The organism is Ochrobactrum sp. XJ1, assembly GCF_024701725.1.
Lineage (GTDB): Bacteria > Pseudomonadota > Alphaproteobacteria > Rhizobiales > Rhizobiaceae > Brucella > Brucella anthropi.
Window position 1 is genome coordinate 203,205 of record NZ_VDGD01000002.1, and the last position, 13,750, is coordinate 216,954.

Genomic DNA, 13,750 nt, shown 5'->3' on the forward strand with positions numbered 1-13,750 from the left:
TACTATGATCGTGCTCGGATTAACTGGCTCCATCGGAATGGGGAAAACAACGGCGGCGAACATGTTCGCCGAAGCCGGTGTGCCGATCTATAGCGCCGACGACACCGTGCACCAGCTCTATTCCGGTCGCGCGGCCCCGCTGATCGAGGCTGCGTTTCCGGGCACTGTGGAAAACGGTGCGGTCAATCGGGAAAAACTTTCCGCTGCCGTCATCGGAAAGCCCGAAGCCCTGAAGAAACTGGAAGCCATCGTTCATCCGCTTGTGCGTGAGGAAGAAGAAGCCTTTCGCCGCAATGCGGAGCAAGCTGGCGCCGCTCTGGCACTGATCGATATTCCGCTGCTTTTTGAAACCGGCGGCGACAAGCGTGTGGACAAGATAGTGGTTGTCTCAGCCCCTGCCGAGATACAGCACATTCGCGTGCTTGCGCGACCGGGCATGACGGAAGAAAAACTCGATGCCATTCTCGCCCGTCAGACGCCGGATGCGGAAAAGCGTGCGAGAGCCGATTTCATTATCGATACGAGCGGTAGTTTCGACAATCTGCGCCGTCAGATTACCGAAATTGTTGCGGAATTGAGTGGAAAGCCGGCGGTCGCGACAGAATAATCGCGGGCGCTGTGTTACAGCTGTTCGAGATATTTTCCGAGAGGTTCTTCAATGCGTGAAATCGTTTTCGATACGGAAACCACCGGTCTGGAAAGGCTCGAGGACCGTGTGATCGAAATCGGCGGCGTGGAACTGATCAACAAGTTTCCCACAGGCCGCACTTTCCATAAATACATCAACCCGCAGGGGCGTCAGGTTCATCCCGAAGCGCTCGCGGTCCACGGCATCAGCAATGAACAATTGCTGGACAAGCCGACATTCGCGGAAGTTCTGGACGAGTTTCTCGAATTTTTCGACGGGGCCAAGCTCGTGGCACACAATGCCATGTTCGACCTTGGCTTCATCAATGCTGAACTGGCAAGGCTCGGACAGGCTGAAATCCAGTCGGAGCGCATCATCGATACATTGGCGCTTGCCCGCCGCAAGCATCCGATGGGTCCGAATTCACTCGACGCCTTGTGCAAGCGCTACGGCATCGAGAATGGACACCGTACCCTGCACGGGGCATTGCTCGATTCCGAGATTTTGGCCGAAGTCTATATAGAACTGATCGGCGGCAAGCAGACAGCGCTTGGGCTCAGCATGGGCGGTGCTGTCAGCGGCAACAATGCCGGAGAGAGCGGCGCTGCCATCGTTCTTGCCGCGCGCCCGAGGCCGCTTGCCCCACGCATTTCCGATGCGGAGCGCGCTGCTCACGCCGCACTTGTGGACAAGCTGGGCGAAAAAGCCATCTGGAAGAAATACTGAACACGTCTTGGACGTGGATATGAAAAAGCCCCGGATCATCCGGGGCTTTTTTGCGATCATTGTTTGAAATGATCAGCTCTTTACAGCGGACTTGGCCTGTTCTTCGGCCATCCGCTGCTGGAACATCTGCGCGAAATCGATCGGGTCGATCATCAGCGGCGGGTAGCCACCGTTGCGCGTTGCGTCGGCAATGATCTGGCGAGCGAACGGGAACAGAAGACGCGGGCATTCGATGAACAGAAGCGGAAGCATGTGCTCCTGCGGGATGCCCTGAATGCGGAACACGCCGCCATAGACGAGCTCGGTGTTGAAAAGGACGTCCTTGCCGTCAACAGCCTTGGCTTCCAGCGTCAGCACAACGTCGAAATCCGTTTCGGAAAGCGGATTGGCGTTTACGTTCACGTTGATGTTGATGGACGGTGCCTTCTCGCGCGGACGCAGCGACAGCGGCGCGCCCGGGCTTTCGAAGGACAGGTCCTTCACATACTGCGCCAGAATGTTGAGGGACGGCTCGGCCGTCGCGCCATTGCCGTTCTTTACTTCGCCCGCGGCCTTATCGCTCATTATCGGTATGCCTTCTATCGGTGATTAAAACTTTTGCGCTTCCAGCGCAGTCTACGCAGACTGCCCCGAAAGGTCGGAATGTTTGGCTAGCATGTGCGCGGGCATGAGGCAAGAAAGGCTTTTTAGGTTAGTATTTGCGTATTCATTGATCTTTACGGTCGTCTTTCCACGGCGAGTTTTCATTCGGCCTGGTGGTATAATCCTCTGGATCGAGATCGATGACATGGTCCTGACGTGGATTTGAACCGGGGCGCTGTTGCCCGTAGCCGTCCGAATAGCGCGCGGATGTCGCAACGACCATGCGGCCGCGCATGAATTTTTCCCACATGAAATCACGGATGAACGGAATGAACAGCAGAATGCCGATGGTGCTGCTGACAAAGCCGGGCACGATCAGCAGGATCGCTGCCAGAACCAGCATGGCGCCATGCACCATTTCGCGATCCGGCACGCGTCCGGCAGCCGTTTCGGTACGGATACGCTGCAAAAGCCCGATGCCCTGCACGCGCAGCAGAAAGAAACCCAGCATTGCGCTCAGAATAACGAGGCCCAAAGTCGCGAAAACGCCGATCTTGCTGCCGATAATGACGAAACCGGCAATTTCGATGAAAGGCATCGCCAGCATGACGAGAGGGGCGAGAGAGGAGGACACGTAAGTTACGACCTTTGTTGTTTGGTTTCAGCGTTTCAATTTAACCTGAATTGTAACTTTTTCAGGTTCGGAACGAAATTGAAACTGTCTGTCATGCAATATCAAATAGGTATGCATGATCGGGATTTGAATGATGACGTAAGCCGATCTATATGTATGAGATACAAACTAGGGATAAGGAAAGGCGAAATGCCTGATCCTTCAATCAGCGGCAGGCGGCATGGAATTTTTTGATTTTGGCACGATATTCTTCTTCATCGCAGCGGTGATCATCTTTCTCCAGCTGAGGAATGTTCTTGGCCGTCGTACCGGAAGTGAAAAACCGCCCTTCGATCCTTACACATCAGCCCGCAGTGCCGATGCTGCACCGGCAAGCGGTGAGACGGATAATGTCGTCTCTCTGCCACGTCGTCCGGGCGAAAAAGATTTCACCGCCATCGACAAGGCCGCTCCGGTCGGCACGCCGGTCAATGATGGCATGCGCGCGATTTACGCTGCCGATCCTTCGTTCGATCCGGCCGGTTTCGTGGAAGGCGTGAAGATCGCCTATGAAATGATTGTGATGTCCTTTGCCGATGGCGATCGCAAGGTTCTGAAAAATCTGCTTTCCAAGGATGTCTTCGAGGGCTTTGTTTCAGCTATCGACGACCGCGAAACCCGTGGCGAAAGCGTGCGTTCGTCCTTTGTGGGGATCGACAAGGCGGAAATCGCCGGTGCTGAGATGAAGGGGTCGGAAGCGCACGTAACGGTCAATATCGTTAGCCAGATGATTTCATCCACCTTTGACAAGGACGGCAAGCTGATCGACGGCGATCCGGAAAACGTGCTCGAGATCAAGGATCTCTGGACCTTTGCCCGCGACACACGATCGCGCGATCCAAATTGGAAGCTTGTCGCAACCGAAGCGGAAGATTAAGAGAAAACATGTGAATCCGGCCGCGATAGCGCATCCCGAAAAGTGTGAAACGCCTACGCAGGGAAATCAGTCCACTGGACTGATTTCTGATCCTGCTTCGATCGGAAAAGATGCGCGTTTCAAAAAATCAGCGGCCTTTTTGTTTGTGCATAGTTAGACGGATGCGGCGATGAACGACTTGGCGAGGATTTTGCGCCCGGTGGCTTTTTCCGATTGTCCGGGCTGGAACCGGGACGATCAGTCCGCGGCATTCGCTGCGTTTCGCCGTTCTGCCGACTATGCGGCCCACCAGACTTACAAAAGCGGCAGTCTCGGCATCTGTTTCGAAGCGTTGGGGCCGATCTTTGCGGCTGCACGCAGCCTCGACAATCCGGGTGTGGAAGAAGCGCGCGCTTTCTTCGAACAGAATTTTATCCCCTGCCGGATCGTTCCCGATCAGAGCAAAGGCTTTGTGACCGCTTTCTATGAACCGGAGATCGAAGCCTCCCTTGAGGCCGACACCCGGTTCAAGGTGCCCTTCCTGCGCCAGCCCGATGACCTCGTGAAAGTGACAGATGAAAGCCGTCCAATCGGACTTGATCCGTCCTTTGCCTTTGCGCGCCGGACGGAAAACGGCCTTGCCGAATATGACGACCGCCAGACAATCGAGCAGGGAAGTCTTTCCGGGCGTGGGTTGGAAATCGCTTTTGTCGCCGACCGGGTCGATGCCTTTTTCGCGCATGTGCAAGGTGCAGCACGCCTGAAACTGCGCGATGGCGGGTTGCTGCGCATTACATATGCAGCCAAATCCGGCCATCCGTTTACAGGCATCGGCCGCATTCTGGTTGCCAATGGCGAAATCCCGGCTTCAGAAATTTCCATGCAGTCGATCCGACGCTGGCTGGCCGAGCATCCGGATAAGGCCGACGATCTCATCTGGCAGAACCGGTCCTACATTTTCTTCCGGGAAGCTTCTGTGGACGACCCGGATGCCGGACCTATTGCGGCTGCAAAAGTCCCGCTGACTGCCGGGCGTTCGCTTGCTGTCGATAAATTGCTTCACACATTCGGGACGCCGATCCATGTCAGTGCTCCCAATGTCACGGTCTTTGACGGTGAACCTTTTGCACGCCTGATGATCGCGCAGGATACGGGAACGGCCATTGTCGGCCCTGCCCGCGGCGATCTGTTCGCGGGCTCTGGCGACACGGCAGGCGAGATCGCCGGTGGTGTGAAGGACGATGCTGACTTTTATGCGCTGGTGCCGCGCAGGCTTCTGGAGGCGTGAACGGGATGGCGCGTAACACCGACAAGCCGGAAAAGGATTATCTGCGGCCCGAAGACCGCATCCTGTGGGAAACGGTCGCGAAGACCGCAAAGCCGCTGATAAAGCCAAAGGCGAGTGAGGACGAACTTCCCGATTTCAAATCCCTGATGGCGGAAGAAGAAAAGCGCCCTGCCAAGGCGAAGGTTCAGCCTGCGGTGGAAGCGAGCAAACCGAAGAAGGGCTTGTCGGCGCTCAGCGAAATGCAGATTCAATCACTCGACAAGCCGACGCATCGAAAGATCGCCAAAGGTCGTGTCGATATTGAAGCCCGCATCGATCTGCACGGTCTCACGCAGGGAGAGGCGCACGGCCTGCTCTACGGATTTCTGGTCAGCGCACATGCACGTGGCCTGCGTCACGTCATGGTTATTACCGGCAAAGGCCGTTCATTCGGCAGCGAAGGGATTTTGCGACAGGCGGTGCCGCACTGGTTTTCCACACCGCTGTTCCGGCTTCTGGTGAGTGCCTATGAGGATGCGGCGCGTCATCATGGCGGGCATGGCGCCCTCTATGTAAGGCTTCGCCGCCAGACGCAAACCATGGCACAGCAAACCGTATTGCCCGGGGGGAGCAGACCGCGATGACGCCATTTGGAATACGCTTGCGCGAGTTGCGGGAAGAACGCAGCGTAACGCAGAAGGATATGGCGGCAGCGCTTCGCGTTTCACCGGCCTATCTGTCAGCGCTGGAACATGGCCGGCGCGGCCAGCCGACCTGGGACCTGCTTCAGCGCATCATCACCTATTTCAATATCATCTGGGACGAAGCGGAAGAGTTGCAGAACCTCGCCGCCGTGTCGCATCCGCGCGTGGTGATCGATACGTCGGGCCTGTCGCCGCAGGCAACAGAACTCGCCAATCTTCTGGCGCGCAATATCCGCATCATCGACCGCGAGACGATCAGGCATCTGAGTGAGGAAATAGAGGCGGCGCGAAAGCGCCGCCGCGGTATCAAGCCTGTTCAAGTTGATTAAAGCGCATCCCGAAAAGTGTGAAACGCCTACGCAGGGAAATCAGTCCACTGGACTGATTTCTGATCCTGCTTCGATCGGAAAAGATGCGCGTAGAAACAAATGATCAGAGCGCCGATCTGATCCAATCAGATCGAAACGCGCTCTAGTGGATTGAATTTGACGTTTGATACCCATCCGATATTAATCCCGTTTCAAACGTCAAATTCGAAAAATCCACTAGAAAAGCGCTTTCAGCTCATCAAGCTTCGAATTGACCAGCCATCCATAGTAGTTTTCCTGCGGTAGCAAAGGTTCCTGACCGTCCGCCTTTCGCTTGGCGTTTTCGTTGGCAAGCGCTCGTGCGCGTGCTTCGGCACCGCCCGTATTATAGAGCGTGGCGGTCAGGCCGGGATTCTTCGAAATGTCGAAATCGGCGATCTGGCGGTAGGAGTTGATCGACTGTTTCAGCGTCGCCGCAATGTAGGGCAGCGTCAGATCGGGGTCCATGATCGTCTTGTAGACGACATTGCCGTCTTCTGCGTTGAGCTTGGGCAGACCGGAAACGCGGTTCACCATGTCGGACATCTGCAATGCTGTCAGCGGATTGATCTGGCCAAGACCGAATGTCTGCCCGGCATAGAAGGGCTGGAAGAAGACCGCGCTGAAACGATTGTTGGGATAAGCGTTGCCACCGACAGATTTGCCGCGGAAGTTCTTATTCCAGACATTCTCGCGGCAGGACCATAGCGAATAGCTGTCCTTGTGTTTCAGGCAGTCGGCAAATTCCGGCCTCTTGATGAACTGGCCGATGCTTTCACCATTGTAGCCGAAGCTCACGCCCTGGTTCACATAGGACATGGCCTTGACGTAATAGGTCTGCAGCCGGTCATAGACGTCGACATTATAGGTGTGCTCGCCCACAATCGCGCCGACAATGTGAATTGGATCAATGCCATAGGCGGCTGCCGTTGAGCGGATCTTGGAACGCAGCGAGGCATCCTTTTTCAGGAGATTGTAGATCTTCTGATACTTCTTCTCGTACGTGGTGCTCAGCTCACGCGTGCGCTTGGCGGATGCGCCGGGAATTGGCGGCTGTTCCGCACTGCGATTACCCGGAGGCACGACCGTCGCTGCATAGGCGCTCTGGCTGGCAAGGCTGAGGGCCAGGACAAATCCAACAAAAATGCGTCGCGGCTTTGCGCCCATTATTCTGATCATTGTGTGGAAACGGTCCTGATATGGTGAATATTCGGTAAAAGTTGCGGGGAAAATAAAAAACCCCCCGATGCAAGTCGAGGGGTTTTTGCAGTATTTGCGAAAGTGAACTCGCGCCGTGGCTTTATGGCCACTTTTACAAGATGAAGCGCGACAGATCGGTGTTCTTGGCAAGGCTGCCGATCTTGTCCTTTACATAGGCCGCGTCGATGACGAAAGTTGCACCTGTCTTGTCGGGCGCGGTGTATGAAATCTCATCGAGAACACGTTCCATCACCGTCTGCAACCGTCGCGCACCGATGTTTTCAACCGTCGCATTGAGATCGACAGCGATATCGGCCAGAGCGTCGATGGCGTCATCGGTGATCTCCAGCTTCACCTCTTCCGTTTCCATCAGTGCGATATACTGCTTGATCAGGCTTGCCTCGGTCTCCGTCAGGATGCGGCGGAAATCTTCGCGTGTCAGCGCATTAAGCTCGACACGGATCGGCAGACGGCCCTGTAGTTCCGGCAGAAGATCGGACGGCTTGGATACGTGAAACGCACCGGATGCGATGAACAGCACGTGGTCGGTCTTCACCGGCCCGTATTTGGTCGCAACGGTCGTGCCTTCGACCAGCGGCAGCAGATCGCGTTGCACGCCTTCGCGCGACACACCGGCACCCATACCGCCTTCCCGCGATGCGATCTTGTCGATCTCGTCGATGAACACGATGCCTTCGTCTTCGGTGACGCGAAGCGCTTCTTGAACGATCTGGTCCTGATCCAGAAGCTTGTCGGATTCATCGTTGATCAGGATCGGATAGGAATCCTTCACCGTGGTCTTGCGCGTCTTGGTGCGCCCGCCCATGGCCTTGCCCAGCATGTCGGACAGGTTCATGACACCAATATTGGCGCCCGGCATGCCCGGAATTTCAAAGCTTGGGCCGGAACCGGTGTCGGCGACCTCGATTTCGATTTCCTTGTCGTCCATTTCGCCATTGCGCAGTTTCTTGCGGAAGCTGTCACGCGTGGCGGGGCTGGCGGTCTTGCCGACCAGTGCATCCAGCACGCGTTCTTCCGCATTGAGATGCGCCTTGGCCTTCACATCGTCGCGACGCTTTTCACGGACGAGCGTGATGGCAACTTCGACGAGATCGCGGACGATCTGCTCGACGTCACGGCCGACATAGCCGACTTCGGTGAACTTGGTCGCTTCCACCTTGACGAAAGGCGCACCGGCCAGCTTTGCGAGGCGGCGGGAAATTTCCGTCTTGCCGACGCCGGTCGGTCCGATCATCAGGATGTTTTTCGGCATGACCTCTTCGCGCATCTGGCCTTCGAGCTGCTGGCGGCGCCAGCGATTGCGAAGGGCGATAGCGACCGCGCGCTTGGCGTCGTTCTGGCCGATGATGAAGCGGTCGAGTTCGGAGACGATTTCACGGGGAGAGAAATTACTCATAATTATAACCCACTTTGCCACTGCTTGATGAACTCGAACGGATGCAGCAGCATGATCACGTTGAGCGTAAGATTGTCGCGAATGACGATCAGCGCCAGAACTTCAAAGAACAGCGCGATGGCGACGGTTATTTTCGTTGGCAGTTTGGCTGCGATCAGAAAGCCGATCAGGGCGGCAACCGTGTCGGCAACCGAATTCACGATGCTGTCGCCGAAATAGTCCACCGAGGACGTATTGGCGCGATAGCGTTCGATGATGAAGTTCGAATTCTCGACCAGTTCCCATACGGCTTCGATGCCGACCGCAGCCGCAAGTCTCAAGCCGAGCGGGGCTTTGGGTGCGATGACCGTGAACAGCCAGTAGAACAGAAAGCCATGGATGATATGCGACAGCGTATACCAGTCGGATATATGCTGCGAATTTTCGGTCATCAGCGAACCCGACCATAATTTTATGGTCCCGCATTCGCACATGGCGATCCGCCCGTCGAAGTAAAGCCAGGAGGCTTGCACTGCGAGTATGGCGAGAACGATTAGGGCGCCCAGGCCCCAGCGTTGCGCACTCGGTTTTGAGGCCTGCGCGAGCGAACTCATTCTGCGTCCAGGCTTTCCACGATGATATTGTGGTTGGTGTAGATGCAGATATCGGCGGCGATATCCATCGCCTTGCGGGCGATTTCTTCGGCTGACTTGTCCGTATCGACCAGCGCGCGGGCAGCGGCCAGCGCATAATTGCCGCCCGAACCGATGGCCATGACGCCGTGTTCGGGTTCAAGCACGTCGCCGGTGCCCGTCAGCGCCAGCGTTACCTTGCTGTCGGCAACCAGCATCATGGCTTCCAGCTTGCGCAGATAGCGGTCGGTGCGCCAGTCCTTGGCGAGTTCGACCGAAGCGCGCATGAGCTGGTCGGGATATTGTTCCAGCTTCGCTTCGAGGCGTTCCAGAAGGGTGAAGGCGTCTGCGGTGGCTCCGGCAAAACCGGCAATCACATTGCCCTTGCCGATGCGGCGAACCTTTCGCGCATTGCCCTTCATGACGGTATTGCCGAGCGAAACCTGTCCGTCGCCGGCGATAACGACCTTGTTACCCTTGCGCACGGTGACGATGGTCGTGCCGTAAATTGTCGTGGGATGATGTTCGATCATGGATGCTCCTTTGGCGGCACATGCAATCCCGGAAGGCAATTGCAGGTGCCCCTTCATCTATTGAAGAAACAGGTTCCGTCAGCCATTGGCGGATGAATCGTGCTTCGCTGAGAATATTTAAGAACGTACGGACGAATTGCAAATGCCGAATTGCAGCTTGCCAAACCGGCAAAAGGAATTGGCAAACTGGGCAAGCTGTTCTAGAACGCCTCCAAGCTATTGAATGAGGAAAGCTTATGACTGCAGAAAGCACCCGCAAGGCAAGCATCGAGCGCTCGACCAAGGAAACGAGCATTGCCGTTTCCGTCGATCTGGACGGCGTTGGCAAGTTCGACATCACCACCGGTGTCGGCTTCTTCGATCACATGCTGGAGCAGCTTTCCCGACATTCGCTCATCGATATGCGTGTCATGGCCAAGGGCGACCTGCATATCGATGATCACCACACGGTCGAGGACACCGGCATTGCGCTCGGTCAGGCCATTGCTAAAGCATTGGGCGAGCGCCGCGGTATCGTGCGCTATGCCTCGATGGACCTGGCGATGGACGATACGCTGACCGGCGCTGCCGTCGATGTATCCGGGCGCGCCTTTCTGGTCTGGAACGTCAATTTCACGACATCCAAGATCGGCACGTTCGATACCGAGCTGGTGCGCGAATTCTTCCAGGCTTTCGCGATGAATGCAGGCATCACACTCCACATCAACAATCATTATGGTGCCAACAACCACCATATTGCGGAATCGATCTTCAAGGCGGTGGCCAGGGTTCTGCGCACGGCGCTCGAAACCGATCCGCGCCAGAAGGATGCAATTCCCTCCACCAAGGGTTCGTTAAAGGGATAGGTCCCGAACGGAAGGACAGGTCATGGCGCAATATGTCGTGCTGGAACCGAGGGATAGTAAAGCAATTTCAGGAAAAGTGGACACCGGTTTTCCGTCCGAAATTGCGACTGAAAAAAGCGCTGAAAAGGCCGTCTTCGTGCGCGACGGATTCCATGTACTGGCGCTGGTCTTGCCCTTCGTCTGGCTTCTGACCCAGCGCCTGTGGTTCGAAGCTTTTGCTGTTCTGGGCATCAAAATCCTGCTCGGACTTGCCGGAGCTTACTTCGGCATCGCCGATGCGGTTCCGCTTCTGACCCTGCTGGTATCGCTGTTTGTGGCGCTGGAAGGCGTCAACTGGAAGATCGCCAAGCTCAGGCGTCAGGGTTTTGTCGAAAAAGCGGTCATTGATGCCTCCGATCTGGAAGAAGCAGAGATCCGCTATTTCTACAGCCTCGAAGATGCGGCCCGGCCAGCAATCTCTCTTGCGGACAAGCCTGCTCCGGAATGGGCGCAGCAGCCCCCTCGTCCCACCTATTCCTCATTTGGCTCGACGATCGGGTTTGTCGGCCATCGCGGAGAAAACTGAAAATGCGTGTTGCAATCATCGATTACGGCTCCGGCAATCTGCGCTCGGCCACCAAGGCTTTTGAGCGCGCGGCGCATGAGAGCGGTATCGCGGCAGAAATAGAACTGACGGCGGATGCCGATCGCGTGGCGACGGCTGACCGTATCGTGCTTCCGGGCGTTGGCGCCTACGCCGATTGCCGTCGCGGCCTCCATGCCGTTCCGGGCATGGTGGAAGCACTGGAAGATGTGGTTCTGAAGAAGGCGCACCCCTTCCTTGGCATTTGCGTCGGCATGCAGCTCATGTCGGAGCGCGGCCTTGAAAAGGAAGTGACCAAGGGTCTTGGCTGGATTGCGGGCGATGTGCGTGAAATGACGCCGTCCGATCCTTCGCTGAAAATTCCGCAGATCGGCTGGAACAGGATTCACGTGAAACATTCTCACCCGGTCTTCGAAGGTATCGAGACCGGCGAGAACGGGTTGCACGCCTATTTCGTGCATTCCTATATGTTCGATGCGAAGAACAAGGCTGACGTGCTGGCCGTTACTGAATATGGCGGCGATGTCACTGCAACGGTTGGCCGCGACAATATGGTGGGAACCCAGTTCCATCCTGAAAAGAGCCAGCTGCTCGGCCTTTCGCTCATTGCCAATTTCCTGAAATGGAAGCCCTGACATTATGATCCTTTTTCCCGCCATCGATTTGAAAGACGGTCAATGCGTGCGCCTGAAGCTCGGCGACATGGATCAGGCCACCGTCTATAATGAAGACCCGGCTGCACAGGCCAAAGCCTTTGAGGATCAGGGCTTTGAATGGCTGCATGTGGTTGATCTCAACGGTGCCTTTGCTGGCGAAAGCGTCAACGGCAAGGCTGTGGAAGCGATCCTGAAAGCCACGAAAAATCCGGTGCAGCTCGGGGGCGGTATCCGCACGCTCCAGCATATCGAGAACTGGCTTTCCAAGGGATTGCGCCGCGTCATTCTTGGTACGGTCGCCGTGCGCGATCCAGCATTGGTGATAGAGGCCTGCAAGGCATTTCCGGGTCAGGTTGCTGTCGGCATCGATGCCAAGGGCGGCTATGTCGCCGTTGAAGGCTGGGCAGAAGCGTCTGAACTGGGCGTGATCGAACTCGCGAAAAAGTTTGAAGGCGCAGGCGTTGCCGCCATCATCTATACCGACATCGACCGCGACGGCGTTCTGGCTGGCATCAACTGGGATTCGACGCTCGGCCTCGCAGATAGCGTTTCCATCCCGGTGATCGCATCGGGCGGCCTCGCCTCGATGGATGACATTAAACGTCTTGCCGCTCCTGATGCCCGCAAGCTGGAAGGCGCGATTTCCGGTCGCGCGCTTTACGATGGTCGCATCGATCCGGCAGAAGCTTTATCCCTATTGAGGGCCGCAGCATGACACTCAAAGCACGCGTAATTCCTTGTCTGGACGTTAAAGACGGCCGCTCCCGCCTGCCCGCAGCGAACAGTCCGGCAAAGGCCGGACCGCGAGGACAGGCAAAACTGAAAAGAGACGCAGCAGATCGAGGACAACCATGCTGAAAGCAAGAGTGATACCGTGCCTCGATGTGAAGGACGGACGCGTCGTCAAGGGCGTAAACTTTGTCGATTTGATTGATGCCGGTGATCCGGTGGAAGCGGCTCGCGCCTATGATGCGGCAGGCGCAGACGAACTGTGCTTCCTCGACATCACGGCGTCTTCGGACAATCGCGAGACAATTTTCGATGTCATCGCCCGTACAGCGGAACAGTGCTTCATGCCGCTCACTGTTGGCGGTGGCGTGCGTCAGGTTGCCGATATTCGCAAGCTGCTTCTGGCCGGTGCAGACAAGGTTTCGATCAACACGGCTGCGGTGAAGAACCCGGAATTTGTTGCAGAAGCTGCTGACAAATTCGGTGACCAGTGCATCGTGGTCGCCATCGACGCCAAGAAGGTTTCGGGCGAAGGTGAAGCCGACCGTTGGGAAATCTTCACCCATGGCGGACGCCAGACAACCGGCATCGACGCGGTGGAGTTTGCGCAGAAGGTGGTGAGCCTCGGCGCTGGTGAAATCCTGCTAACCTCGATGGATCGCGACGGAACCAAGGCCGGTTACGACGTGGCACTGACGCGAGCCGTGGCTGACAGCGTGCGCGTTCCGGTAATCGCTTCGGGTGGTGTCGGCAATCTCGATCACATGGTTGCGGGCATTCGTGACGGTCATGCGACGGCAGTTCTCGCAGCATCCATCTTCCACTTCGGCACCTATACGATTGGCGAGGCCAAACGCTATATGGCCGAAGCTGGCATCCCGATGCGGCTCGATCCGATCCGTTGAGAATACAGCATGTCGCGGAAAAGTGGGAACCGTCTTCGCGGGGAAATCAGTCCACTGGACTGTTTTCTGATCCCGCTACGATCCGATAACGACATGCACAGAAATCTGAAGGAAATCCGATGACTGAGTTCACACTTTCCGACCTTGAACGCATCGTCGCGGAGCGTGCCGGCATGACGGACGGCTCGTCTTATACTGCAAGCCTTGTTGCCAAGGGACAGACACGGGCCGCGAAAAAGCTCGGTGAAGAAGCCGTGGAAACGGTCATTGCCGCTGTTGAGGGCAACCGCGCGGAAGTGGTCACCGAAAGCGCTGACCTGCTTTATCATCTGCTGGTGGTTCTCAAGATTGCGGACGTACCGCTCAATGAGGTTCTTGCAGAATTGCAACGCCGCACGGCGCAGACTGGTCTTGAGGAAAAGGCCGGTCGTCCGAAAGCATAAATGCAAAGCGAATTGAAAGCTGCTAGTGCAGAATTGGCGTTGAGG

18 protein-coding genes are annotated in these 13,750 nt (G+C 56.5%); 12 read left to right on the forward strand and 6 right to left on the reverse strand.

What is annotated here, in order from left to right; genetic code table 11:
• The first annotated feature begins 4 nt into the window (after window positions 1-4).
• On the forward strand, window positions 5-607 hold the full coding sequence (gene coaE / locus FG152_RS03785; protein ID WP_010657656.1) for a dephospho-CoA kinase: 603 nt from the start codon (window positions 5-7) through the stop codon (window positions 605-607).
• Window positions 608-658: 51 nt separating this feature from the next.
• Window positions 659-1,354 carry a DNA polymerase III subunit epsilon gene (gene dnaQ / locus FG152_RS03790; RefSeq protein ID WP_010657657.1) on the forward strand — a complete coding sequence of 232 codons (696 nt, stop codon included), beginning with the start codon at window positions 659-661 and terminating at the stop codon, window positions 1,352-1,354.
• A gap of 72 nt (window positions 1,355-1,426) precedes the next feature.
• Here dnaQ and secB read toward each other — a convergent pair whose 3' ends face one another.
• Both secB and FG152_RS03800 read right to left on the reverse strand, forming a co-directional pair.
• The gene (gene secB, locus FG152_RS03795; protein ID WP_010657658.1) at window positions 1,427-1,918 is read right to left on the reverse strand and encodes a protein-export chaperone SecB; all 492 of its coding nucleotides are present in this window, start codon (window positions 1,916-1,918) and stop codon (window positions 1,427-1,429) included.
• 142 nt (window positions 1,919-2,060) lie between these two features.
• Window positions 2,061-2,570, reverse strand: coding sequence for an FxsA family protein (locus FG152_RS03800; protein WP_010657659.1), 510 nt, complete (start codon window positions 2,568-2,570; stop codon window positions 2,061-2,063).
• A 220-nt stretch (window positions 2,571-2,790) separates the two neighbouring features.
• Between FG152_RS03800 and FG152_RS03805 the strand changes: the two genes are divergently transcribed.
• From FG152_RS03805 to FG152_RS03820, 4 genes are all read left to right on the forward strand, one after another.
• Window positions 2,791-3,486, forward strand: coding sequence for a Tim44/TimA family putative adaptor protein (locus FG152_RS03805; protein ID WP_010657660.1), 696 nt, complete (start codon window positions 2,791-2,793; stop codon window positions 3,484-3,486).
• 169 nt (window positions 3,487-3,655) lie between these two features.
• Window positions 3,656-4,753: a murein transglycosylase A gene (gene mltA / locus FG152_RS03810; RefSeq protein WP_029926306.1), complete on the forward strand. Its 1,098-nt coding sequence runs from the start codon at window positions 3,656-3,658 to the stop codon at window positions 4,751-4,753.
• A gap of 5 nt (window positions 4,754-4,758) precedes the next feature.
• Window positions 4,759-5,376 (forward strand): Smr/MutS family protein, encoded by a 618-nt coding sequence (locus FG152_RS03815; protein WP_010657662.1) that lies wholly within the window; start codon window positions 4,759-4,761, stop codon window positions 5,374-5,376.
• Window positions 5,373-5,765 carry a helix-turn-helix transcriptional regulator gene (locus tag FG152_RS03820; protein ID WP_029926305.1) on the forward strand — a complete coding sequence of 131 codons (393 nt, stop codon included), beginning with the start codon at window positions 5,373-5,375 and terminating at the stop codon, window positions 5,763-5,765. The genes FG152_RS03815 and FG152_RS03820 overlap by 4 nt, the downstream gene beginning before the upstream one ends.
• Window positions 5,766-5,981: 216 nt before the next feature.
• On the opposite strand, the gene FG152_RS03825 is transcribed toward FG152_RS03820, so the two are convergent.
• The 4 genes from FG152_RS03825 to hslV form a co-directional block, all read right to left on the reverse strand.
• Window positions 5,982-6,962, reverse strand: coding sequence for a DUF1402 family protein (locus tag FG152_RS03825; protein WP_012091062.1), 981 nt, complete (start codon window positions 6,960-6,962; stop codon window positions 5,982-5,984).
• 133 nt (window positions 6,963-7,095) lie between these two features.
• Window positions 7,096-8,400 (reverse strand): ATP-dependent protease ATPase subunit HslU, encoded by a 1,305-nt coding sequence (gene hslU / locus FG152_RS03830; RefSeq protein WP_010657665.1) that lies wholly within the window; start codon window positions 8,398-8,400, stop codon window positions 7,096-7,098.
• A 2-nt stretch (window positions 8,401-8,402) separates the two neighbouring features.
• Window positions 8,403-8,993 carry a DUF2585 domain-containing protein gene (locus tag FG152_RS03835; RefSeq protein WP_010657666.1) on the reverse strand — a complete coding sequence of 197 codons (591 nt, stop codon included), beginning with the start codon at window positions 8,991-8,993 and terminating at the stop codon, window positions 8,403-8,405.
• Window positions 8,990-9,544 carry an ATP-dependent protease subunit HslV gene (gene hslV, locus FG152_RS03840; protein ID WP_010657667.1) on the reverse strand — a complete coding sequence of 185 codons (555 nt, stop codon included), beginning with the start codon at window positions 9,542-9,544 and terminating at the stop codon, window positions 8,990-8,992. The genes FG152_RS03835 and hslV overlap by 4 nt, the downstream gene beginning before the upstream one ends.
• A 236-nt stretch (window positions 9,545-9,780) precedes the next feature.
• Here hslV and hisB point away from each other — a divergent pair, with 236 nt between their 5' ends.
• From hisB to FG152_RS03870, 6 genes are all read left to right on the forward strand, one after another.
• Complete coding sequence (gene hisB / locus FG152_RS03845) at window positions 9,781-10,389, forward strand: imidazoleglycerol-phosphate dehydratase HisB (protein WP_012091061.1); 609 nt, start codon at window positions 9,781-9,783, stop codon at window positions 10,387-10,389.
• Window positions 10,390-10,411: 22 nt separating this feature from the next.
• Window positions 10,412-10,954: a DUF2628 domain-containing protein gene (locus FG152_RS03850; protein WP_498985309.1), complete on the forward strand. Its 543-nt coding sequence runs from the start codon at window positions 10,412-10,414 to the stop codon at window positions 10,952-10,954.
• Between the two features lie 2 nt (window positions 10,955-10,956).
• Complete coding sequence (gene hisH / locus FG152_RS03855) at window positions 10,957-11,607, forward strand: imidazole glycerol phosphate synthase subunit HisH (protein WP_012091059.1); 651 nt, start codon at window positions 10,957-10,959, stop codon at window positions 11,605-11,607.
• A 4-nt stretch (window positions 11,608-11,611) separates the two neighbouring features.
• Window positions 11,612-12,343, forward strand: coding sequence for a 1-(5-phosphoribosyl)-5-[(5-phosphoribosylamino)methylideneamino]imidazole-4-carboxamide isomerase (hisA, locus tag FG152_RS03860; RefSeq protein WP_012091058.1), 732 nt, complete (start codon window positions 11,612-11,614; stop codon window positions 12,341-12,343).
• Between the two features lie 136 nt (window positions 12,344-12,479).
• Window positions 12,480-13,262, forward strand: coding sequence for an imidazole glycerol phosphate synthase subunit HisF (gene hisF / locus FG152_RS03865; protein ID WP_029926300.1), 783 nt, complete (start codon window positions 12,480-12,482; stop codon window positions 13,260-13,262).
• A 119-nt stretch (window positions 13,263-13,381) separates the two neighbouring features.
• Window positions 13,382-13,705 carry a phosphoribosyl-ATP diphosphatase gene (locus FG152_RS03870; RefSeq protein WP_029926298.1) on the forward strand — a complete coding sequence of 108 codons (324 nt, stop codon included), beginning with the start codon at window positions 13,382-13,384 and terminating at the stop codon, window positions 13,703-13,705.
• Window positions 13,706-13,750: the final 45 nt, after the last annotated feature.

Coding starts and splice junctions, on each gene's coding strand:
- coaE (WP_010657656.1), top strand. CDS start 5: ATGATCGTGCTCGGATTAACTGGCTCCATCGGAATGGGGAAAACAACG.
- dnaQ (WP_010657657.1), top strand. CDS start 659: ATGCGTGAAATCGTTTTCGATACGGAAACCACCGGTCTGGAAAGGCTC.
- secB (WP_010657658.1), bottom strand. CDS start 1,918: ATGAGCGATAAGGCCGCGGGCGAAGTAAAGAACGGCAATGGCGCGACG.
- FG152_RS03805 (WP_010657660.1), top strand. CDS start 2,791: ATGGAATTTTTTGATTTTGGCACGATATTCTTCTTCATCGCAGCGGTG.
- mltA (WP_029926306.1), top strand. CDS start 3,656: ATGAACGACTTGGCGAGGATTTTGCGCCCGGTGGCTTTTTCCGATTGT.
- FG152_RS03815 (WP_010657662.1), top strand. CDS start 4,759: ATGGCGCGTAACACCGACAAGCCGGAAAAGGATTATCTGCGGCCCGAA.
- FG152_RS03820 (WP_029926305.1), top strand. CDS start 5,373: ATGACGCCATTTGGAATACGCTTGCGCGAGTTGCGGGAAGAACGCAGC.
- FG152_RS03825 (WP_012091062.1), bottom strand. CDS start 6,962: ATGATCAGAATAATGGGCGCAAAGCCGCGACGCATTTTTGTTGGATTT.
- hslU (WP_010657665.1), bottom strand. CDS start 8,400: ATGAGTAATTTCTCTCCCCGTGAAATCGTCTCCGAACTCGACCGCTTC.
- FG152_RS03835 (WP_010657666.1), bottom strand. CDS start 8,993: ATGAGTTCGCTCGCGCAGGCCTCAAAACCGAGTGCGCAACGCTGGGGC.
- hslV (WP_010657667.1), bottom strand. CDS start 9,544: ATGATCGAACATCATCCCACGACAATTTACGGCACGACCATCGTCACC.
- hisB (WP_012091061.1), top strand. CDS start 9,781: ATGACTGCAGAAAGCACCCGCAAGGCAAGCATCGAGCGCTCGACCAAG.
- FG152_RS03850 (WP_498985309.1), top strand. CDS start 10,412: ATGGCGCAATATGTCGTGCTGGAACCGAGGGATAGTAAAGCAATTTCA.
- hisH (WP_012091059.1), top strand. CDS start 10,957: ATGCGTGTTGCAATCATCGATTACGGCTCCGGCAATCTGCGCTCGGCC.
- hisA (WP_012091058.1), top strand. CDS start 11,612: ATGATCCTTTTTCCCGCCATCGATTTGAAAGACGGTCAATGCGTGCGC.
- hisF (WP_029926300.1), top strand. CDS start 12,480: ATGCTGAAAGCAAGAGTGATACCGTGCCTCGATGTGAAGGACGGACGC.
- FG152_RS03870 (WP_029926298.1), top strand. CDS start 13,382: ATGACTGAGTTCACACTTTCCGACCTTGAACGCATCGTCGCGGAGCGT.